Origin of the sequence: Haladaptatus sp. SPP-AMP-3, from assembly GCF_049568665.1 — an archaeon.
GTDB classification, from domain to species: domain Archaea; phylum Halobacteriota; class Halobacteria; order Halobacteriales; family Haladaptataceae; genus Haladaptatus; species Haladaptatus paucihalophilus.
Genome location: NZ_CP145897.1, coordinates 977617 through 995592 on the forward strand (window position 1 = coordinate 977617; position 17976 = coordinate 995592).

General features: G+C 63.3%; 25 protein-coding genes. 10 read left to right on the top strand and 15 right to left on the bottom strand.

The window, feature by feature from the left end:
* Positions 1 to 23: 23 nt before the first annotated feature.
* The gene (locus V5735_RS05725) at positions 24 to 590 is read right to left on the bottom strand and encodes a J domain-containing protein (RefSeq protein WP_069451936.1); all 567 of its coding nucleotides are present in this window, start codon (positions 588 to 590) and stop codon (positions 24 to 26) included.
* Positions 591 to 848: 258 nt separating this feature from the next.
* Here V5735_RS05725 and V5735_RS05730 point away from each other — a divergent pair, with 258 nt between their 5' ends.
* Positions 849 to 1376 carry a DUF7344 domain-containing protein gene (locus tag V5735_RS05730; RefSeq protein WP_007978253.1) on the top strand — a complete coding sequence of 176 codons (528 nt, stop codon included), beginning with the start codon at positions 849 to 851 and terminating at the stop codon, positions 1374 to 1376.
* 21 nt (positions 1377 to 1397) lie between these two features.
* On the opposite strand, the gene V5735_RS05735 is transcribed toward V5735_RS05730, so the two are convergent.
* From V5735_RS05735 to V5735_RS05755, 5 genes are read right to left on the bottom strand one after another with little or no spacing between them, the layout of a single operon-like run.
* A complete protein-coding gene (locus V5735_RS05735) occupies positions 1398 to 2156 on the bottom strand; it encodes a proteasome assembly chaperone family protein (protein ID WP_423745477.1) in 759 nt (252 codons plus the stop codon).
* A gap of 5 nt (positions 2157 to 2161) precedes the next feature.
* On the bottom strand, positions 2162 to 2344 hold the full coding sequence (locus tag V5735_RS05740) for an RNA-protein complex protein Nop10 (protein ID WP_007978250.1): 183 nt from the start codon (positions 2342 to 2344) through the stop codon (positions 2162 to 2164).
* A complete protein-coding gene (locus tag V5735_RS05745) occupies positions 2341 to 3141 on the bottom strand; it encodes a translation initiation factor IF-2 subunit alpha (RefSeq protein ID WP_423745478.1) in 801 nt (266 codons plus the stop codon). Before V5735_RS05745 ends, V5735_RS05740 begins: the two co-directional genes overlap by 4 nt.
* Entirely contained in the window at positions 3138 to 3311 is a 174-nt protein-coding gene (locus tag V5735_RS05750) for a 30S ribosomal protein S27e (RefSeq protein WP_231184039.1), read from the bottom strand. The genes V5735_RS05745 and V5735_RS05750 overlap by 4 nt, the downstream gene beginning before the upstream one ends.
* 4 nt (positions 3312 to 3315) lie before the next feature.
* A complete protein-coding gene (locus V5735_RS05755; RefSeq protein ID WP_007978245.1) occupies positions 3316 to 3597 on the bottom strand; it encodes a 50S ribosomal protein L44e in 282 nt (93 codons plus the stop codon).
* A 169-nt stretch (positions 3598 to 3766) separates the two neighbouring features.
* On the opposite strand from V5735_RS05755, the gene V5735_RS05760 reads away from it, so the two are divergent.
* From V5735_RS05760 to V5735_RS05780, 5 genes are all read left to right on the top strand, one after another.
* Positions 3767 to 4669 carry a hypothetical protein gene (locus V5735_RS05760; protein ID WP_423745479.1) on the top strand — a complete coding sequence of 301 codons (903 nt, stop codon included), beginning with the start codon at positions 3767 to 3769 and terminating at the stop codon, positions 4667 to 4669.
* Between the two features lie 11 nt (positions 4670 to 4680).
* The gene (locus V5735_RS05765; RefSeq protein ID WP_423745480.1) at positions 4681 to 5580 is read left to right on the top strand and encodes an alpha/beta hydrolase; all 900 of its coding nucleotides are present in this window, start codon (positions 4681 to 4683) and stop codon (positions 5578 to 5580) included.
* 75 nt (positions 5581 to 5655) lie between these two features.
* Entirely contained in the window at positions 5656 to 5925 is a 270-nt protein-coding gene (locus V5735_RS05770) for an HAH_0734 family protein (RefSeq protein ID WP_423745481.1), read from the top strand.
* A 361-nt stretch (positions 5926 to 6286) separates the two neighbouring features.
* A complete protein-coding gene (locus V5735_RS05775; protein WP_423745482.1) occupies positions 6287 to 7453 on the top strand; it encodes a thiolase domain-containing protein in 1167 nt (388 codons plus the stop codon).
* The gene (locus V5735_RS05780) at positions 7450 to 7827 is read left to right on the top strand and encodes a Zn-ribbon domain-containing OB-fold protein (protein ID WP_423745483.1); all 378 of its coding nucleotides are present in this window, start codon (positions 7450 to 7452) and stop codon (positions 7825 to 7827) included. The genes V5735_RS05775 and V5735_RS05780 overlap by 4 nt, the downstream gene beginning before the upstream one ends.
* Here V5735_RS05780 and V5735_RS05785 read toward each other — a convergent pair.
* The 4 genes from V5735_RS05785 to V5735_RS05800 form a co-directional block, all read right to left on the bottom strand.
* Entirely contained in the window at positions 7804 to 8742 is a 939-nt protein-coding gene (locus tag V5735_RS05785) for an alpha/beta fold hydrolase (protein WP_423745484.1), read from the bottom strand. The genes V5735_RS05780 and V5735_RS05785 overlap by 24 nt on opposite strands.
* 44 nt (positions 8743 to 8786) lie before the next feature.
* The gene (gene meaB / locus V5735_RS05790) at positions 8787 to 9782 is read right to left on the bottom strand and encodes a methylmalonyl Co-A mutase-associated GTPase MeaB (protein WP_423745485.1); all 996 of its coding nucleotides are present in this window, start codon (positions 9780 to 9782) and stop codon (positions 8787 to 8789) included.
* Positions 9779 to 10195 carry a cobalamin B12-binding domain-containing protein gene (locus V5735_RS05795; RefSeq protein WP_423745486.1) on the bottom strand — a complete coding sequence of 139 codons (417 nt, stop codon included), beginning with the start codon at positions 10193 to 10195 and terminating at the stop codon, positions 9779 to 9781. The genes meaB and V5735_RS05795 overlap by 4 nt, the downstream gene beginning before the upstream one ends.
* A gap of 99 nt (positions 10196 to 10294) precedes the next feature.
* The gene (locus tag V5735_RS05800) at positions 10295 to 10918 is read right to left on the bottom strand and encodes a hypothetical protein (RefSeq protein ID WP_423745487.1); all 624 of its coding nucleotides are present in this window, start codon (positions 10916 to 10918) and stop codon (positions 10295 to 10297) included.
* 124 nt (positions 10919 to 11042) lie between these two features.
* Here V5735_RS05800 and V5735_RS05805 point away from each other — a divergent pair, with 124 nt between their 5' ends.
* The 3 genes from V5735_RS05805 (at position 11043) to V5735_RS05815 (ending at position 12515) form a co-directional block, all read left to right on the top strand.
* Complete coding sequence (locus tag V5735_RS05805) at positions 11043 to 11630, top strand: DUF420 domain-containing protein (RefSeq protein WP_423745488.1); 588 nt, start codon at positions 11043 to 11045, stop codon at positions 11628 to 11630.
* A 76-nt stretch (positions 11631 to 11706) separates the two neighbouring features.
* Complete coding sequence (locus V5735_RS05810; protein ID WP_423745489.1) at positions 11707 to 11913, top strand: hypothetical protein; 207 nt, start codon at positions 11707 to 11709, stop codon at positions 11911 to 11913.
* Complete coding sequence (locus V5735_RS05815) at positions 11910 to 12515, top strand: hypothetical protein (RefSeq protein WP_423745490.1); 606 nt, start codon at positions 11910 to 11912, stop codon at positions 12513 to 12515. The genes V5735_RS05810 and V5735_RS05815 overlap by 4 nt, the downstream gene beginning before the upstream one ends.
* Before the next feature lie 29 nt (positions 12516 to 12544).
* Here V5735_RS05815 and V5735_RS05820 read toward each other — a convergent pair whose 3' ends face one another.
* The 5 genes from V5735_RS05820 to V5735_RS05840 all read right to left on the bottom strand — a co-directional run bounded on the left by V5735_RS05820 (position 12545) and on the right by V5735_RS05840 (position 17027).
* Positions 12545 to 12949, bottom strand: coding sequence for an SHOCT domain-containing protein (locus V5735_RS05820; protein ID WP_423745491.1), 405 nt, complete (start codon positions 12947 to 12949; stop codon positions 12545 to 12547).
* Between the two features lie 151 nt (positions 12950 to 13100).
* On the bottom strand, positions 13101 to 13862 hold the full coding sequence (locus V5735_RS05825) for an ABC transporter permease (RefSeq protein ID WP_423745492.1): 762 nt from the start codon (positions 13860 to 13862) through the stop codon (positions 13101 to 13103).
* A complete protein-coding gene (locus V5735_RS05830; protein WP_007978220.1) occupies positions 13859 to 14797 on the bottom strand; it encodes an ABC transporter ATP-binding protein in 939 nt (312 codons plus the stop codon). Before V5735_RS05830 ends, V5735_RS05825 begins: the two co-directional genes overlap by 4 nt.
* Positions 14798 to 14979: 182 nt before the next feature.
* Positions 14980 to 15642, bottom strand: a complete 663-nt coding sequence (locus V5735_RS05835) for a DUF7546 family protein (protein ID WP_423745493.1) — start codon at positions 15640 to 15642, stop codon at positions 14980 to 14982.
* Positions 15639 to 17027, bottom strand: coding sequence for a heme o synthase (locus V5735_RS05840; protein ID WP_423745996.1), 1389 nt, complete (start codon positions 17025 to 17027; stop codon positions 15639 to 15641). Before V5735_RS05840 ends, V5735_RS05835 begins: the two co-directional genes overlap by 4 nt.
* Before the next feature lie 109 nt (positions 17028 to 17136).
* Here V5735_RS05840 and coxB point away from each other — a divergent pair, with 109 nt between their 5' ends.
* Complete coding sequence (gene coxB / locus V5735_RS05845) at positions 17137 to 17913, top strand: cytochrome c oxidase subunit II (protein ID WP_423745494.1); 777 nt, start codon at positions 17137 to 17139, stop codon at positions 17911 to 17913.
* The last annotated feature ends 63 nt before the right edge of the window (positions 17914 to 17976 follow it).

Genomic DNA, 17976 nt, shown 5'->3' on the forward strand with positions numbered 1-17976 from the left:
AAAAACGGTGGGCGACGGGGTAATCAGGTGCAGTGGTTTTTCGCGGTCGTGTACGCCTCTCGAACCCGTTGGAACTCCTCGCGCGAGCCGCCGTGGTCGGGATGCACGTCCTTTACCTTCTCGCGGTAGGCCGATTTGACCTCCGAGAGCGTCGCGCCCGACGGGACGCCGAGGATGGCGAACGCGGCCTGTTTCGTGTCCACGTCCGCCTCCTGTTCCAGGGTCGGGGTTTCGAAGGGAAGTCGGTCGCCGAGGTGATGACCCGGCATCTCGTGTTCGACGAGCACGGCGTACGTCGGCGATTTCTCGATGCGGAAGAAGGCGCGCGCGTCGAAGGTGATAGCGACGTCCCGCTCGGGAAGGTAAAACGCGACGTGTTGGCCCTCCACGAAGTGGTCTTCGGCGAAGTTCTCGTCGATGGCGCGGAGATATTGACGGATTTCGATCCGTCGCCGTCCCTCCCCAAAGATGTAGGTGGCGTTCGTGGACTGGCGCGTCGGAAACAGCCGCACGCCGACGACGAAGATACCGGCGATGACGACAGCGGCCGCTAGCGTGAGCCACAATCCGAGGACCAGCCAGTCTGGCATGCTATGCGTGTAGGACTCGAACGGTAATCAAATCCTCGCCAAACGAGACGCTCGGTGATGCGTTCGTCGGGAAGCGACGGAGACGACCACCGGTGGAACGGTGTTCGCACCGATAGACTAATAACCGGACGAGGACAGCACGTTGCGAAGAAAATATTCATGAAATAAATACTAGACGGGTGGCAAAGTTAATACCCTTGGTTATAATATATGTGCGTGTATCGAACCCAGAGATAATATCATGTTTGCCTCCAAGCCATGAAACTCACCGAACCGGAGACGAAAGGGGAACTCGACGAGAGTCAGATCCATAACGTCTTGCGGAACGAGCGACGGCGCGAAACGATTCGCTATCTCCGGGAGACAGGAGATTCACTGGCTGTCGATGACCTCGCCGAACACATCGCCACGCTGGAAACCGGCGAGTCACCGCCACCGCGAAACGTCAGAAAGAGCGTCTACGTCTCCCTTCACCAGACGCACCTCCCGAAGCTCGATGACCTTGGTATCGTGGAATACGACCAGCAGTCGAAGGAGCTAACGCTCGAAGACCAGGCGCGACAGGTCGAGGTGTATATGGAAGTCGTCCCCGAACACGACGTCTCGTGGGCAACCTACTATCTCGGCCTCGGCCTGCTGGAATTCGTCGTTTTGTTCGCGGCGAAACTCGACCTCTTCTCGATACGAATGCTCGACTTCGAGTTCTGGACGTGGTTCTTTCTCACGTTCTTCCTCGTTTCCGCAGTGTATCACATCTACAACGGACAGGAGCGCTCGCTATTTTAACCGGCGGAATCGGAGGACCGCTTAGCCGATGTACCGGAGGTCGTCGTCGGACGCGATAGGTGCCTGTTGAGACTCCATCTCCTCGATTTTGTTGACGACTTCTTCCATCTCTTCCGCACGGTCTTCGAGCGAGCTGAAATCGACTTCGAAGTCGAGCATCGTCTGGAGGACTTCGAGCACCGCCTGTGCGCTCTTCGGGTCGACCAGATAGCCGCTCGTCTCGCCCATCAAGCACGTCGCTTCGAGACCGCGCCGTCCGCCGAGGCCGAGCAGGAGACCGCTCGTCCCGACGATGCCGCCCGCGGGTTCGTCCTCGCGGAACTCGACGCCCGCGTCTACGAGCTCGTCCACGAAGTCCGTGGTCGCGGCTGCGCCGAGCACGGCGTACTCCTCGATGAGTTCGCCGGTCGGCACGCCGCCGAGCGCGAAGACGCGTTCGACGCCGAACTCGTCGGCGATGTCGAGAAACGCGTTCGTCAAGCGATAGTGACCGACGGAATCCTGTGCTTGATAGTCGCCGGTGAGGACGAGCACGTCCTGTTCGTCGAGGGTCAGGGCGTAGAGTTCGATACAGACCAACGAGGCGGTACCGTCGTCACCGACGCCAACCTGCGGCGGGAGGTGTTCGGAGTACACCCGTCGGACGAGCTCGCTCTCTTTCTCTTCGAGTAGATGCTCGACGACGAGTTTGCCGACGTGACCGACGCCCGGCAGTCCTTCGATGAGGACTGGGGCTTCCAAATCGGGATTGGCGACGATTTCGATGTCGATTTCGTCCATGTACCTTATTCGTGGGCGCGCCGCTTAAGTGCGCGTCGGTACTCCCCGTACGGGTCGTCGGGGTCGAACGGTGCGGGTGCGCTGTTTACGGCCTCGGCTCCGCACTTCGGACACGTCGCAGAAAGGGTGTACACCGGGCGGTCGTGTTCTGCGTTCCACGCGGAACACACCCGGATGTTCGATTTCATTCGTCGTCGGTGTGACGCTCGCGGTGGAAGTCGGCGGTGCCGGAGATATCTTCCATCACGACCTCAGCACGACGGACGCTTTCTTCGAGCTGGGACTCCGCCGTCTTGTAGTTCGGTGCCTTGACTCGAACCCGGTATTCGGGCGCACCGACGTAGGTCACGTCAAGTTCCACTTCGTCGGGAATGTCGCCGTTGCCTTCCGCGGCCTTGAGCGCTTCCTTGATGCCGTCAACGCCGTCCTTCCCCGGATTGCGGAGGTCGACGTAGCCGGTGACGGTGACGTAGGGAACCGAGACGTTTTCGCGAGCGGTTTCGACCAACCGCTCGACGTCCTCGTCCGCGAGGTCGGTGTCGTCGAGCGCTTCAGGACCGTGAATCGCCGCCTGTTCGAAGCCGTCGTAGATGCTGCCGAACTCGGCGAGGAGTTCGTTCGCGACGTGGGTGTACTGTTCGTCACCCATGTCCTCGCCGTAAGCGAGCGACATCCACTTGTCGGCCTTCTGCTCGTTCTTCCAGTCCTGAATCTTGTCGCTGTGCTGATGTTCGTTGACGTCCTTGATGGAGAGGTCTATCTGCTGTGACCCCTCGTCCACGTCGAGCACCTTACAGACGACGGTCTGTCCGGTGTTCACGTGGTCTCGGACGTTTTTGATCCAGCCACTGGCGACCTCGCTGACGTGAACGAGACCACGTTTGTCCTCGTACTCTTCGAGGTCGACGAAGACTCCGAAGTCCTCTATCTCGTCTACCTTACCGACGACGAGTTCGCCAGTGTCGGGCCAGCCACTGTATTTCATCGGGATGCTATGGTTTCCACAACGTCGCCGTCGATTTCGGCCTTGCCGCCGGTCGGCGTGGCGAGCTTGTGACCGCAGACGACGCAGTTGACTTCGCTTGCCGCCTTTCCGAAGACGGTTTGTTCGTTCTCACAGTCCGGGCACTGCACTTTGTAAAAGTTTCCTGCCATTGTTTTACTCCTGGAATTCGAGTCGGCCAGCACGCCATCCGGGACGGAGGTGTGCTTTGCCACACTCGCTGCAACGGTACTTCAGGTCGGTCTTCTTCGTCGGTTTGTCCCCACCGGGCACCTTCGAGAAACCACCGGCGTTACCGATGACGGCTTTGCCGCGTTTCTGCTGGCGAGCGTCCCACTTCATGCCGGTTCGTCGGCCGGAGCGGACCTTCTCGACTTCGTGTTCGTGGTGTGAGTGGCAGTGCGGACAGTACGTGTTAAATCGACGTGGCATCTGCATAGATATCGACCTTACGGAGAAATTGCGCGTCGGGACTTAAAACCCGTTTGGTTTCCGCTTCGGGAGAGCGGGAACGCGGATATATAGTTCTCCCCGTGAGTCAATTTTATTCTATTATAGAAATAAAAATTTTGAAGTCGTGAGATGCTGAAAGAGCGTGTGAATATCGATGACAAAAACCAATCGACGGCGATTCCTCAAGCGAACAGGCGTGACGGCGACCGGACTCGCGGTGCTCGGGGCGGGGACCGCGAGCGCCGAACGGTACGGCATTCCCATCGTCTCGACGCGGGGTCACTTCGACGACGACGGTAACCTCACCGCGGGCCACACGCAGACGGGATACGACACGACGGGCGACGTGCCGGGCGTCGATACCGGCTGTGTGGACGAACTGACCGTCTTCATCCACGGCTGGCACAAATCCGGCGATACGCCCGAGCAGAACGCGAAGGACAAGTTCCTCTCGGCGAAGAACAATCTCGAAGCCGCGGGCTACGACGGCGCACTCGTCGGCTATTCGTGGGACAACGACGCGGGCGGCGGTGTCGACTTCGGCTGGGGCGAAGCCCAAACCGTCGCGCAGAAAAACGGCGTCAAACTCGCGCAGTTCGCCGTGGACCTCAAATACTACTGTCCGAACGCGACGCTCCGCTTTTCCAGTCACTCGCTCGGCGCGCAGGTGCTCTTGAGTTCGCTTCGCTCGCTCGACGTGACCTCGTGGTGGACCGACAGAGGCTACGAGGTGGATTCCGTCCATATGCTCGGTGCGGCACAGGACAACGAAGCGCCGACAACGGAGTGGATGGACACCTACAACGCCATCACGGACCAGACGACGGCGACGTTCAACTACCACAACGAGGCCGACGACGTGCTCCAGTGGGTGTACAACACCATCGAGTTCGACCAAGCGCTCGGCGAGACGGGCTACGAGGACGGCAACACCCCCGCCCCGAACTACGTCGAGTACGACGCGACCTCGCAGGTCGGCGACGACCACTCGAACTATCTCGACACCCTCGGCGACGAGATAGTCTACCACATGAACCACGTCTCGTCCTACGTCTGAGGTGACTCGACATGACAGAATTCACCCGCAGACGATACGTGCAAAGCGCGACGGCGGCGACCGCGGGCCTCGGCGTCCTCGGAACGGCCGGGATTGCGTCGGCCAGCGGCTATTCGGTCATCTCGACCCGCGGTCACTACGACGGCGATGGCGACCTCAACTCGGGCTACTCGGTGTTGGACTACGAGACGGACGGAAGCGTTCCCGGCGAGGACACCGGGTGCGCGAGCGAACTCACCGTCCACGTCCACGGGTACGACAACGACGAGCAGGCCGCGCTGACCAACTTCCAAGAGGCCTACGACAACCTCACCGGCGCGGGGTACGGCGGCGAAATCGCGGGCTTCACGTGGGATTCGAACGCTCCCAACAAGTACGACCCGCTCGACTGGGGCGGCTTCGGCACCGGACAGGAGATCGCCCAACAGAACGGCTACGCGCTCGCGCAGTTCGCGCTCAATTACAAGTACTGGTGTCCGGACGGCGACCTCCGACTCACCTGTCATTCCCTCGGCGCACAGGTGGTGTTGAACGCGCTCCGAATCCTGAACGTGAACGACGACTGGAACGGTGGGAACTACCGGTTCGCCAGCGTCCACATGCTCGGCGCGGCGCAGGACAACGAAGCGCCGACAACGGAGTGGATGGACACCTACAACGCCATCAGCGAGGAAACCGTCGCCACCTTCGGCTATCACAGCGAGGACGACAGCACGCTCCAGAACCTCTACTGGCCCCGCGAACTCGACCGCGCGCTCGGCGAGACGGGCTACGAGGACGGCAACACCCCCGCCCCGAACTACGTCGAAAACGACGTGACATCGCAGGTCGGGTCGGACCATTCGAGCTACATGGTCAACTGTGCTGACGAAATCGTGTATCACATGGCCAACGACTCCTACTACGGCTAACGGAGCGCGGACGAGGGGGCAACGCGGAAAGGCGGTTGCGAAGCGCTTAATTGACCGCCTTACAAATCGCCTCGTATGAAGCGGCTCATCATCCACGGGGACCCCGGTATCCGCAAGAACGCCATCATCGACTACGACGACGAGGAGCAGATATGTTTCTCCATCAGCCGTCAGGGCGACTGGCACGGTCCGGACGAACCCCAGTTGTGGTGCGTCATCGGTGCCGAAGAGGAACGCGGCGATTTCGAACGTCGAAACTACGTCCCCCACTGGCTCGACACCGAATCCATCGACGCCGGTGCCGTCGAAGTCGTCAAACACGCCGACGAACTCGCGGTCGAATAGTTCGACCCGATTTCTGCTTCTCCCTCTCTCCTCCCCGCACAGTCGCGTCGCCCAAGGGACCGGACCGCTCGGTTCCCCTCTCCGACCCACGAGCGACTCGCGTGTCTCCCGCTCGGAAGCCGTGCTAACACCGCGAAAAGTGCACGACGGTACCGGTGTGCACGCCGGACGATTCCCGCGACGGTTCACGAACTGTCGATTCCCCGCCGAATCGGTCGGTTTCGAAAATTAATTGCGAACTCGTCGGTACCAAACTGCCCGTTCGTACAGAAGTTCGATGGACAACCGGCTGAAATTTCTGCCATTCGCCCGGAAATCGAAAGGAGTGGCTTTCTTAACCGCGCCGCTCGTACGTTCTCCCATGACAGGCGTTCGGATTGCGGGAGTCGGATTGACTCACTTCGGGAAGCATCCCGAGCGGACCGGCAGAGACCTCTTCGCCGACGCGAGCGACGGCGCGTTCGCCGACGCCGAGGTTTCCCGGGACGACATCGAGGCGCTCTACTACGGGAACTTCATGGGCGAACTGGCCGAGCACCAAGGCCACCAAGGGCCGCTGATGGCCGAGGCCGCGGGCGTTCGCGCCCCGGCGACGCGCTACGAGAGCGCGTGTGCGTCGAGCGGCGTCGCCATACGGCAGGCCGTCAAGGACGTTCGGAACGGGGAAGCCGACGCCATCCTCGTCGGCGGTGCGGAGCGGATGAACAACCTCGGAACGGCGAAAACGACGGAAGCCCTCGCCATCGCGGCCGACGACCTCTACGAGGTGCGGGCCGGGATGACGTTCCCCGGCGCGTACGCGCTGATGGCGCGGGCCTACTTCGAGCAGTACGGCGGGTCGCGCGAGGATTTGGCCCACATCGCGGTCAAAAACCACGAAAACGCCGTGCCGAACGAACACGCCCAATTCCAGCGGGAGATAGAACTCGAAGAGGCGCTCGACGCGCCGATGATCGCCGAACCCCTCGGCCTGTTCGACGCCTGCCCCATCACGGACGGGGCGGCCGCCGTCGTCCTCGTCAGCGACGAGTACGCCGAGGAGCACGACCTGTACGCGCCGGTCTCCGTCACCGGAACCGGACAGGGCGGCGACCGGATGGCGCTACAGGGGCGCGACCACCTCGCCCGCTCGCCCGCGGCGGAGGAGGCCGCCGAGGAAGCCTACGCGGAGGCGGGAATCGACGGCGGAGACGTGGACGTGGCCGAGGTCCACGACTGTTTCACCATCGCGGAAGTGCTGGCGCTCGAAGCCCTCGACTTCTACGCGCCCGGCGAGGGAATCGGTGCGGCGCGGCGCGGCGAAACGACCCGCGACGGCGACCGCCCGGTCAACCTCTCCGGCGGCCTGAAGGCGAAGGGCCACCCGGTCGGCGCGACGGGTGCCAGCCAACTGGTCGAGATGACGCGCATCCTGCGCGGCGACCACCCCAACAGCGACGCCGTACCGGACGCGACGGTCGGCGTCACCCACAACGCGGGTGGCACGGTCGCCAGTGCGACTGTTCACGTTTTGGAGGTCGAACAATGAGCGAGAACGAACACGGAAACAGCGGCTACGACGAGTGGTTGGACGCAATCGACGAGGGCGACGCGTACTACCTCGAATGCTCGAACGGACACGGGTCGCTCCCGCCGCGTCGCATCTGCCCCGAGTGTGGCGAAACGAACCTCGAAGACACGCCGCTCCCCGAAACGGGCGACATCGACACGTACACCGTCATCCACGTCGCAACGCCGTCGTTCGCGGACGACGCGCCGTACACGACGGCCATCGCCGACTTCGGACCGGTTCGCGTCACCGCGGTGGCACCCGACGACGTGGAAGTCGGGGAGTCGGTGTCGCTGACGGTCGGCGAATCGAAAACGAACGGCGACCGCCTACTGCAGTTCGAGCGGTTCTAGTTCGTCGAACAGCACGTCCAAGAACGGACCGGGGTGTTCGACGTGCGGAAGCAGTCGCGCCTCGTCGAACACGATGAGGCGCGTATCCCCTTCGTCGGCGAGTTCTTGCCCGTCTTCGAGCGGCGTGACTTTCGCGTCCCGTCCCCAGACGAGCGTCACCGGCACGTCCACCCGCGGGAGTTCGTCGCCGAGGTCGGCGTCGGGGTTGAGGTAGCCGGAGACGAACGACGCCGGGGCGAACCGCGCGCCCGGTTGGTGGGCGGTCTGCCACTCGAACTCAACGTCCTTCTCCGTGTACGACACCTCGGTGAAGTAGCCGTCACGGTCGTTGAACCGACGAATCGAGCGTTTGCTGGCGAGCGCGTTGAACAGCGCGGTCCCGACGAGCGGCGAGCGAACGAGCGTTCGAAGCCATCCGCGACGCGCCCCGGCATCGTCGGTCGGACAAATCAGCTCCAGTTGGGAGAACGCACCCGTCTCGACCTGTGCGAGCACGGCGTAGGCCCCGGAGAGCGACGACGCGAGACAGATGGCGTCGTCCGTCATGTCGTCCGCGAAGTCCACGACGAACGAGGTGTAGAGCGAGGCGGTGTAGTCCACCGGCGGGCGCGACGACCGGCCGAATCCGGGCAGGTCGGGCGCGATGACGTGATATTTCCGCGCGAGTTGCTTGAATATCTGGTCGAACTCTTTGTTCGACGCGGCGGCGTGGATGCCGTGGAGCAGGAGGACGTCGGGAGCCTCCGGGTCGCCCGCCTCGGTGTAAGCGACGTCGAACCCGCGCCACCGGTAGGTTCCCTGATACCCTTCCAGCGGCGGGTCGAGCGGGTCGGCACGCGCCGCAAGCGTTCGATTGACGAGTTCTGTGAGACCGACGCCACCGGCGGTCGCCGTGGCGAGTCGTCGAAGATTCATACCTAAAAGGGGAACGCGAACGGGTTTATCCGTTATGCCAGCGATCAGTCGTGAAGGCAGTCCTCGACAGGGGAGATTACCTCGGCGGCGACCGAATACGGGTCCGTCTCGCGCTCGAAGACGGCTTCGACCAACTCCTCGATGCCGCCCTGCGATTCGATTTCGGACGCGACGAGTCGGTTCGCGTCCTCGCGGAGGAGCGCCCGTATCTCCTCGGCGTATCTGGTTCGCGCTTTCGCGTCGAGCATCCCCGTGGCTTCGAGCACGTCGTAGTGCTCGTCGAGCACGCCGACGAACTCCGCGACGCCCTCGCCGTCCTTCGCCACCGTCTCGACGATCTCCGGCACCCAGTCGTACTCCACGTCGTCGCCGAACTCGGGCGTGGGTTGCCCGTCGCGCATGTGGACCATCTCGGTGAGTTCCGTGACCGTCCGGTTCGCGCCGGGGAGGTCCGCCTTGTTCACGACGAACACGTCGGCGATTTCGAGGATGCCCGCCTTGAGCATCTGCACGTTGTCGCCGCTCTCGGGGGGCATCAACACCGCGACCGTATCGGCGGTCTTCACGATGTCTATCTCGTTTTGGCCCGCGCCGACCGTCTCGATGATGATTTTGTCCTTGCCGAACGCGTCGAGGGCTTTCACGGCGTCGGACGTGGCCGTCGAGAGACCGCCGAGACTGCCGCGTGCGCTCATCGACCGGAAGAACACGTCCATGTCGCCGACGTTGCTCGCCATGCGGATGCGGTCGCCGAGGACGGCCCCGCCCGTGAACGGCGAGGAGGGGTCGATTGCGATGACGCCGACCGTCTCGCCGCGCTCGCGGTAGTAGTTCGCCACCTTGTCCACGAGCGTCGATTTGCCCGCGCCGGGACTGCCGGTGATGCCGATGACTTCGGCGTCGCCCGTGTGGGAGTGGAGTTCCGAGACGAGTTCCCGGTAGCCGGGTTCGCGGTTCTCGATTTTCGTGATGACACGTGCCAGCGCCCGGTGCTTCCCGTCGAGGAGGTCCGAAAGCAGGTCCGCGTGCGTCGCGCTCATCGTTCGGGCGCGTTTTCGCGGACGAACTGGATAGTCTCTTCCATCGGCGTACCCGGACCGAACACCTCCGCGACGCCGAGTTCCTTGAGTTCCGCCTTGTCGTCGTCCGGGACGACGCCGCCGACGAGGATGAGGGTGTCGTCGAACGCGTCGTACTCCTTTAGCCCCTCGACGATTTTCGGGACGAGCGTGTCGTGTGCACCCGAAAGGATGGAGATGCCGAGGACGTTCACGTCCTCCTGTACGGCGGCCTGCACGATTTCGTCGGGCGCGTTGTGCAGTCCCGAGTAGATGACTTCGAATCCGGCGTCGCGGAAGGCCCGCGCGATGACGTGTGCGCCGCGGTCGTGCCCGTCGAGTCCGACCTTGGCGACGAGGCAGCGAATCGACTGCTGTTCCTGATCTGCGCTCATACACCACCCTTCCCCGCGTTCGGGTTTCACTTTAACGGAAATACATGTGAAAAACGAATTGCGAAAAAACAAGTCCGGTTGTTGTGTGTCGGTGACCGATTACTCCTCGCCGACTACCCCTGCTTCCTCAACTCGATTTGTGAGGACCGAGACGACCTTCGCTCCCACGGCCAGCGCGACGGGCCAGACGAAATCCAGCGGGTCGGAACGGAGCGCTTCCTCGATGTTCGCTATCGTGTGGAACCCCGAGGCGTCGAGGAACACGACCGTACCGACGGCGATGAGCGCGACGATGAGCACCGACTCCGCGTCCGGGAGCGCCGATTTCGGGTCGTCCCAGAAGTCGGTGTCCGTGTTCGTCGGGGTTTTCGGACGTGCTTTCCTCTCGCGTCGCAACGTGGTCGCTCGAATCCCGAGGCCGCTCCCGATGATGGCGACGTTCACGTACAGGTTGGAGAAGACGCCGCCACCGGCGAGTTCGAGGAAGAGGCCGACGACGCAGGACGCGCCGAGCACGAGGACCGCGGCGAGTTCCGGGCGCGACTGTGCGTCTCGGGCGACGCTGACCGCGAACAGCACCCCAGCGACCGGGACGAACACGCGGAGGAGTTTCCGGGCCGCGTCGCTATCGGTGAGGCCGACGAACGCCGCGAGGGCGAGCATTCCCATGAACAGGAGCAACAACAGAGCACGCGGGGAGGGAATCCTATCGAAGGAGGACATTGATATGTACTGATACTATTCGAGATGGCATAGTTCCTTCGGAGCGCTCGAAAATACCAACGTGAGTCCCATCGACCGGGAACGAAGCGAAGCCACCTTACCCCGGCGGTCCCAATCGCCGACCATGGCTACGGCGAGCGCGCGACAACGAGCGCGGGAGAGTCCGGCGAAAGTGACGGCAGTCCTCTCGGTTATCGGGTACGTTCTGGTTCTCGGGACGTTCGCGGGCATCCTGCCGATTTATCCGTCCATCGGACGGGGAACCATCAACCTGCTCTCGGACGCCATCGCGGTCGTCAACACGGTGGCGACCGTCTCGCTCGCTCTCGGTTGGTACTGGATTCGCAACGGCGAAGTCCAGAAACACCGCGCCGCGATGATAACGTCGTTCGGCCTCATCCTCGTCTTCCTCGCGCTCTACCTCACGAAGGTCGGCGGGAGCGGCGGCGAGAAACACATCCTCGTGGAGGGAATCGTCTACTACGCCTACCTCATCATGCTGGCGATTCACATCGTCCTCTCGGTCGTCTCCGTTCCGGTCGTGCTGTACGCCCTCGTGCTCGGACTCACCCATACGCCCGCCGAACTCCGCGAGACGGCGCACGCGAAGGTCGGCAGAATCGCGGCCTCGGCGTGGATTCTCTCGCTCTCGCTCGGCGTCATCACCTACGTCATGCTCAATCACATCTACGGCTGGACGATTCCGGCGTAACCCGCCCGACCCACGTTTTCATCGGCTCGAACGGTAGGGAAAACAGTGACATCGCTGACGCCCGTACTCCCGCCCGATGGATGACGACGGCGAACCCGAGGCCGAGGACGCAGCACAGGCGCGGGCTATCCTCGATGCCTTCGACACCGTGGACCGCGAACGAATCGTGGACGAACTCACGGCCGCGATGGTCGAACTCCACGACGTGAAGACGACAACCGAGTCAGACGCGGTGGCGGACGCGGACGCTACCGCGGAGGACGGGCCGGACGCCAACGAATGACGCGGGACGATAGCGTCCGAATCGACCGCGGGGAACTCGTCGTCCGCGACGGCGAAGTCAGGATACGGACGACTCCGCGCGGCGCGTTCCGGGAGGAGTACCTCGGTAACTGGACTGACAGAGGTCTCCTTCGCCGCGGGTTGTACGTCGTGACGACGCTGTTCACGATCGGAACCTTCGCCGACATGGTTCGAGACGTGTTCGGGTTCTCCGACCGGTTGCTCTCGGTCGGGACCATCGTCTCGCTCGCCGTCGTTTTCGTCGCCGTCATCGGACTTCGATGGTCGATTTCGCGACTCCGCCGGGATTCGACGATACCGCTCTCCGCGATACGCGAGGTCGAACGGGAGCGGGCGAACGGGAAACGGGACGGCGAGGGCGGAACGGAGGAGCCGACACTCAGGCTCATCCACACCCGGGAGAGCGACGACGACGAGACGGAAATCGAATTCCCGAGCGATGAGGCGGCCGGACGGGCGGCGCAGTTGCTCCGGTACAAGGGGGTCCACGTTTTCGACCTCGACGATTGGAGTCGCCGCACCGAAATCGAGGGGAGCCGGGACGGAAATCGGAGAGAAAAGCGGGGGACTGAAACGAACTGATTCGGGTCGAAGGCGGTCACCGTCGGCGCTCAGTTTTGCTCCAGTTCGCGGCGTCGTCCGTCGGAGCGTGCGGGTGACCCCTCCGTCTGGAGGAGCGTTTCGAGCCGCCGTTCGAACTCCGATTCGGAGACCGTCCCGGCGGCGTACTTGCGCTTCAGTATCTCCACGGGGTCGTCTCGGTCGTCGGAGTCCCCGACTGACGAAGACGGCGAAACCGACGAGTCGGGATACGCGCCCGCCGACTCCACGTTTCCGATGAGCGAGAGGTACACCGGCCACAGGACGACTGCGGTGAACAGCAGGGCACCGAGGCTTATCGACATGAGGAGCGGGAAGAAGAGGAAAATCCCGAACAGTCCGGTGTTGGTCAGGCTGGCGCCAGCGAAGAAGAAAAAGAACGTGCTCAGCGACCCGGAACCCGTCGAGAGGAGCAAGCGCCCGAGCGCGCCGTCCGGCGTGTAGTGTTCGACGAGTCGATGTCAGCGACGAACTCTCGACGGCGAGGAGGGACCGTTGACCATACCGTCGGTTCTTGCTGGTCGATACTATTCGTTTCGGTCGTGTAGAAACGCAAACAGAAACCGCTCAGTCCGTCTCGGGAATCGCGTACGCCCCGGCGAGGAAGAACGCCACCGCGAGCACCGCGAGGACAACCAAGTCGCCGCCGCTCGACCCGCCGGAGTAGGTCAGAATCCGCACGCCGCGCGCGAAGTAGGTGAGCGGCGAGAGGTTCATCACCGGTTGGAACCACGACGGCAGCAGGTCCGGCGTGACGAAGGTGTCCGAGAGGAAGAGGAGCGGGAGGGCGATGGCGTTGCTGGCGGCGATAACGCCGTCCGCCGACCCGGCGAAACTGCCGAGGAGCGCGCCGAGGCCGCAGAACAACCCGACCGCGAGCGCGATGAACACCGCGACGAGGGGCAACGCGCCGAACGAGACGCCCGCGTTCGTCACGAGCGCCATCAGCGCGAGGATGATGATGCCCGCCAGTCCGATGATGACGACGTTGACGAGCGTGTGGGCGAACAACCACTCGGAGCGGGTGAGCGGCGTCGTCGCCAACTTCTCGAAGCGGTTGGATTCGCGGTGGCGGGACACCGAACTCCCCACGCGCGAGAGGGGTGTGAACAGCACGACGACGGCGAGATACCCCGGCAGGTAGTACGCCGCCGGTTTCGAGAAGAGGCCGCCGGACCCGCCGGAACCGGGGTTCGTCTGCACCAGCACCGCGAAGATGAGGATGAGGATGACCGGGAAGAAGAACGTGAAGAACACCGCCGTGCGGCGGCGGAGGAACGACCGCCACGCCGCACCGGCTTCCGACCGGACGCGGCCGACTGACGTCATCGGTCACCTCCGGCAATTGCGGCCTCGCCAGCGCGTCTCGTCGCCTCCGGGCCGAGCGACGCGCCCGTCAGTCGAAGGTACACGTCCTCCAAGTCGGGTTCGGTCCACGTCAGCGACTCGTACTCCACGCCACGCGCGTTCAAATCCGAAACGACCTCGCCGATGTCGGCGGGCGTCACGCCGTCGAAGACCAGCCCGGATTCGGTTTCCTCGACGGTGTACCCCATCTCGACGGAAGTCCTCGGTGTCGCCGTCTCCACGACGAGACGACTCTCACCGCCGTGTTCGCCGATGAGCGATTCGGGCGTGCCGACGGCGACGATTTCGCCGTCCGCGAGCAGGCCGACGCGGTCGGCCAGTTGCTCGGCCTCGGCCATGTAGTGAGTCGTCAGGAACACCGTCGTCCCGCCCGCCGCGAGGTCCTCGACGAGCGACCAGAGCGCGCGGCGTCCCGCCGGGTCGATTCCCGTCGTCGGTTCGTCCAGGAACAGGATGTCGGGGTCGTTGACCAGCGTCGCGGCCACGCACACCCGGCGTTGCTGTCCCCCGGAGAGGTTCTCGTACCACGTGTCGCCGGTGTCGGAAAGCCCCACGTCCGCGAGCGCGTCGTCGGGGTCCCGAGCACCGTCGTACAGTCCCGCGTAGTACGCGACGAGCTCCCGCGCCGAGAGGCGAGCCGGTGGGTCGAACGACTGTGGCAACAGGCCGACCCGCGATTTTTCGACGGAACCGGGCGGAACACCGAGGACGGAGACGCTCCCACCGTCGGGAGTCGTCGTCCCGGTCAGTGACCGGATGAGCGTTGTTTTGCCCGCACCGTTCGGCCCGATGAGCGCGAACACCTCGCCCGCGCCGACCGAGAGGGAAACACCGTCCAGTGCGACGGTATCGCCGTACTCCTTCCGAACGTTCTCGGCGACGAGTGCGTCGGACATGTCCCAAACTTCTCGCCGTTCCTAGGTAAGGAGTTCGATTCGACCACCACATGTTTTGTATCACGACTTTCTCAAAAGAAAAGACGACGGTGAACGAAGACGGTTCCGTCGCCGGACGAACGGCACGTATCGATGGAGAAACGATGTCCCGAACGGTGGTCAGTGCTCGAGAACGAGTGCCGTCACCGAATCGTCGGCCGCCAGTACAACAGCGCGACGGTCACGACGAAAACGACCGTCGAGATGTCGTAGGACCCCGACGAAACCGTGGCGGCGAGGCCCGACCCGGCTCCGGCGATTCCCGTGACGAGCGACGCCACGATGGGCCACGAACAGCTGACACAGGAGAATAGGCCGAGGACACCCGAAATCGCGGACCCGGCCGCGTCGAGGATGGTCGCGTACACGAGGTACGCGAGCGCCAGATAGCCGACGAGTTTGAACGGGAGAATCGACACCCGGACGAGGCTGTTGTGAAAGAGCAGCGCCGGTCCCCATCCCGGCGGCAGCCACGCGATTCGGAGACTGCTGTCGGCCATGCCGGGCATCGAGTGGGCGGGACCGAACAGGCCGCCGAAGTAACCGACGAGCAGGAAGTACCCCGCTGCGACGACGAGTCCGACCTGCTTGTCTCGGTCGCTTCCCGCGATGGGGTTCGTCTTCCACACCGCGAGGACGGCGACGTTTATCCAGATGAACGGGTACAGAAGATAGCGGAGTTCGCCGCTCGTGTAGTTCGACGTGGCGAAGTACAACAGCAACGCAAACAGCTCCGCGTTCAGCACCACCGCTCCCCACAGCAACGATTCACCGCTCGGTCGGTAGCGTGCGAATGCAGTACTCATAGTACCAGTGCATCGACGACGATGGCGAGGAGAAGCGCGCCGAGGTAGGCGTTCGACGCGTGGAAGGAGCGGAACGCCGCCGTATCGTCCCGCTTGTGATGGAGTTGGACGACGGTTATGAGGAAAATCGCGCCGAAGACGACCGTCGTGACGGCGTACAGCCAGCCGAGGGTCGTCACCGTGGCGAGGACGCCCGACGCGAGGAGCGTCGCACCCAACCACAGCAGGATGTGTTTGCGGGTTTCGGCCTCGCCGCGGACGACGGGCATCATCGGGAAGCCGCCGCGCGCGTAGTCGTCCTTGTACGCCAGCGCGAGGTTGTAGAAGTGGGCGGGGGTCCACAGGAAGATGACCCCGGCCAACACCAACGCGGGCAAGCCAACGTCGTCCGTGACGGCGGCCCATCCGATGAGCGCCGGAAGCGACCCCGCCAAGCCGCCGATGACGGTGTTCTGTACCGTGTTCGGCTTCAGGATGAGCGTGTAAATCACGCTGTAGAAGACGATGGCGGTCAGGCCGAAGACCGCGACGAGCAGGTTCACCGAGAGGAAGACGGCCAGCGATGCGGCGGCCAACAGCAGACCGAAGGCGATGGCGTTCCGCACCGGAATCTGTGCCGTTGCGGCCGGGCGGTCGGCGGTGCGGTTCATGCGCTGGTCCACGTCGCGTTCGAGGACGTGGTTGAACGTCCCGCTCGCGCCGATGGAGAGGACGCCGCCCGTGAGCGTCGCGACGACGGTTCCAACTTCGAGGTTCGGCCCCGCTGCGAGCGCCATCCCGGCGGAGGCGACGAGACAGAGCAGCCACATCAGCCGCGGCTTCATCAGCCGGAAGTAAGCGAAGGCGGTCGCCCGAATGCCGGAGCGGTTCCCGGTCGCGTTCGTCGCGTCCGCGTCGGCGGGGTCCGGGTCGGCGAAGCTCATGCCGACCGGCCCGCTGGTCTCCTCGGGTTCAAGTGTCCACGCGAGCGCGAGGACGACGCCGACGAAGATAGTCATGCCGACGACGAGGTGGACGGCGGCGAACGAGGTCGTCGTCGTGTTCGTCGCCGCGTACGCGCCCAACGCGACCTGTACCGGGTAGAGCACGGCGGCGAACCCGACCGCGGCCGTCACGCGCGGTCGTGTCTCTGCGAGCAACGCCATCGCCGTCGTCGCGAGCAAACACAAGCCGACGACGAGTGCGACGGCACGGTGCATCCACGCGATGACGAGTTTCGGGTCGTTGAACGGGATGAACCAATGGCCGTTGCAGGCGGGCCACGTCGCACACGCGGACGCGGCGTTGACGAGCGAAGTCGTCGCACCGACGACGACCAACACGTAGACGCCGACTGCAGTAGCTGTCAGCGCACGTTCGAACCGTCCTGATGAGGAATCCTGCAATGGCACCGTTGTTTGACGATTTGATTCCCCGCGTACTTAGACTATCCGACTTTCGCCCGACGACGAAGACAGCACATATTTATGGGTCACTTCCGAAGCCTTAGACAGTATGGATTCCAAGCGGATAGCGTTCGTCGCGGCGCTCGGCGCGACGCTCCTCGCGGTCGCCGTCGATCCTGTAGCGGCGTACAGTTCGACGACCGAGAGTCTCATTCGGACGCTGAACCAACAGTTGCTGTACGCAGGGATTCCCATCGCGGTACTCGTTGAGGGTATCCTCATCTACACCGTGTGGAAGTTCCGCAACAACGACGAACCCCTCCCCACGAAAGAGAACCGACGCCTCGAAATCACATGGACGGTCGCCACGGCAATCGTCCTCCTTTTCGTCGGCTACGCTTCCTACGGCGTGATGGCGAACCAGTACATCACGACGACGCCACAGGACACGATGCACAAGGAAGCGAATGCGGTCAACGTGGAAGTCGTCGGACAGCGTTACGTCTGGACGTACAACTACCCCGGCGAGAACATCAAGGACTCCCCCGAACTCGTCATTCCGAAGGGACGACCGGTGTACTTCAACGTCACGTCGGTAGACTGGATACACTCGTTCCACGTTCCTGAACTCGGGCTGAAACAGGACGCCATCCCGAACCAGCACAACACCATCAAGACGAAAGTCACCGAGAAAGGCACGTATCAGGTCTACTGTGCCGAATACTGTGGTGTCGGTCACTCCAACATGCTCAGTAAGGTCAAAGTCGTCTCCGACGAGGAGTACGAGCAGTGGCTCAAACAGCAACAGAAGAAGTACCCGGCGGACGGTGGCTCCAACAGCACCGCGGGTAACAGCACGTCTGGCGGCAACAGCACCTCGGCCTGAAACGGTCTCTTCTTTCATTTCCGCGACGAATCGGGAGTGAAATCTCTCGAACCCCCTTCCGCC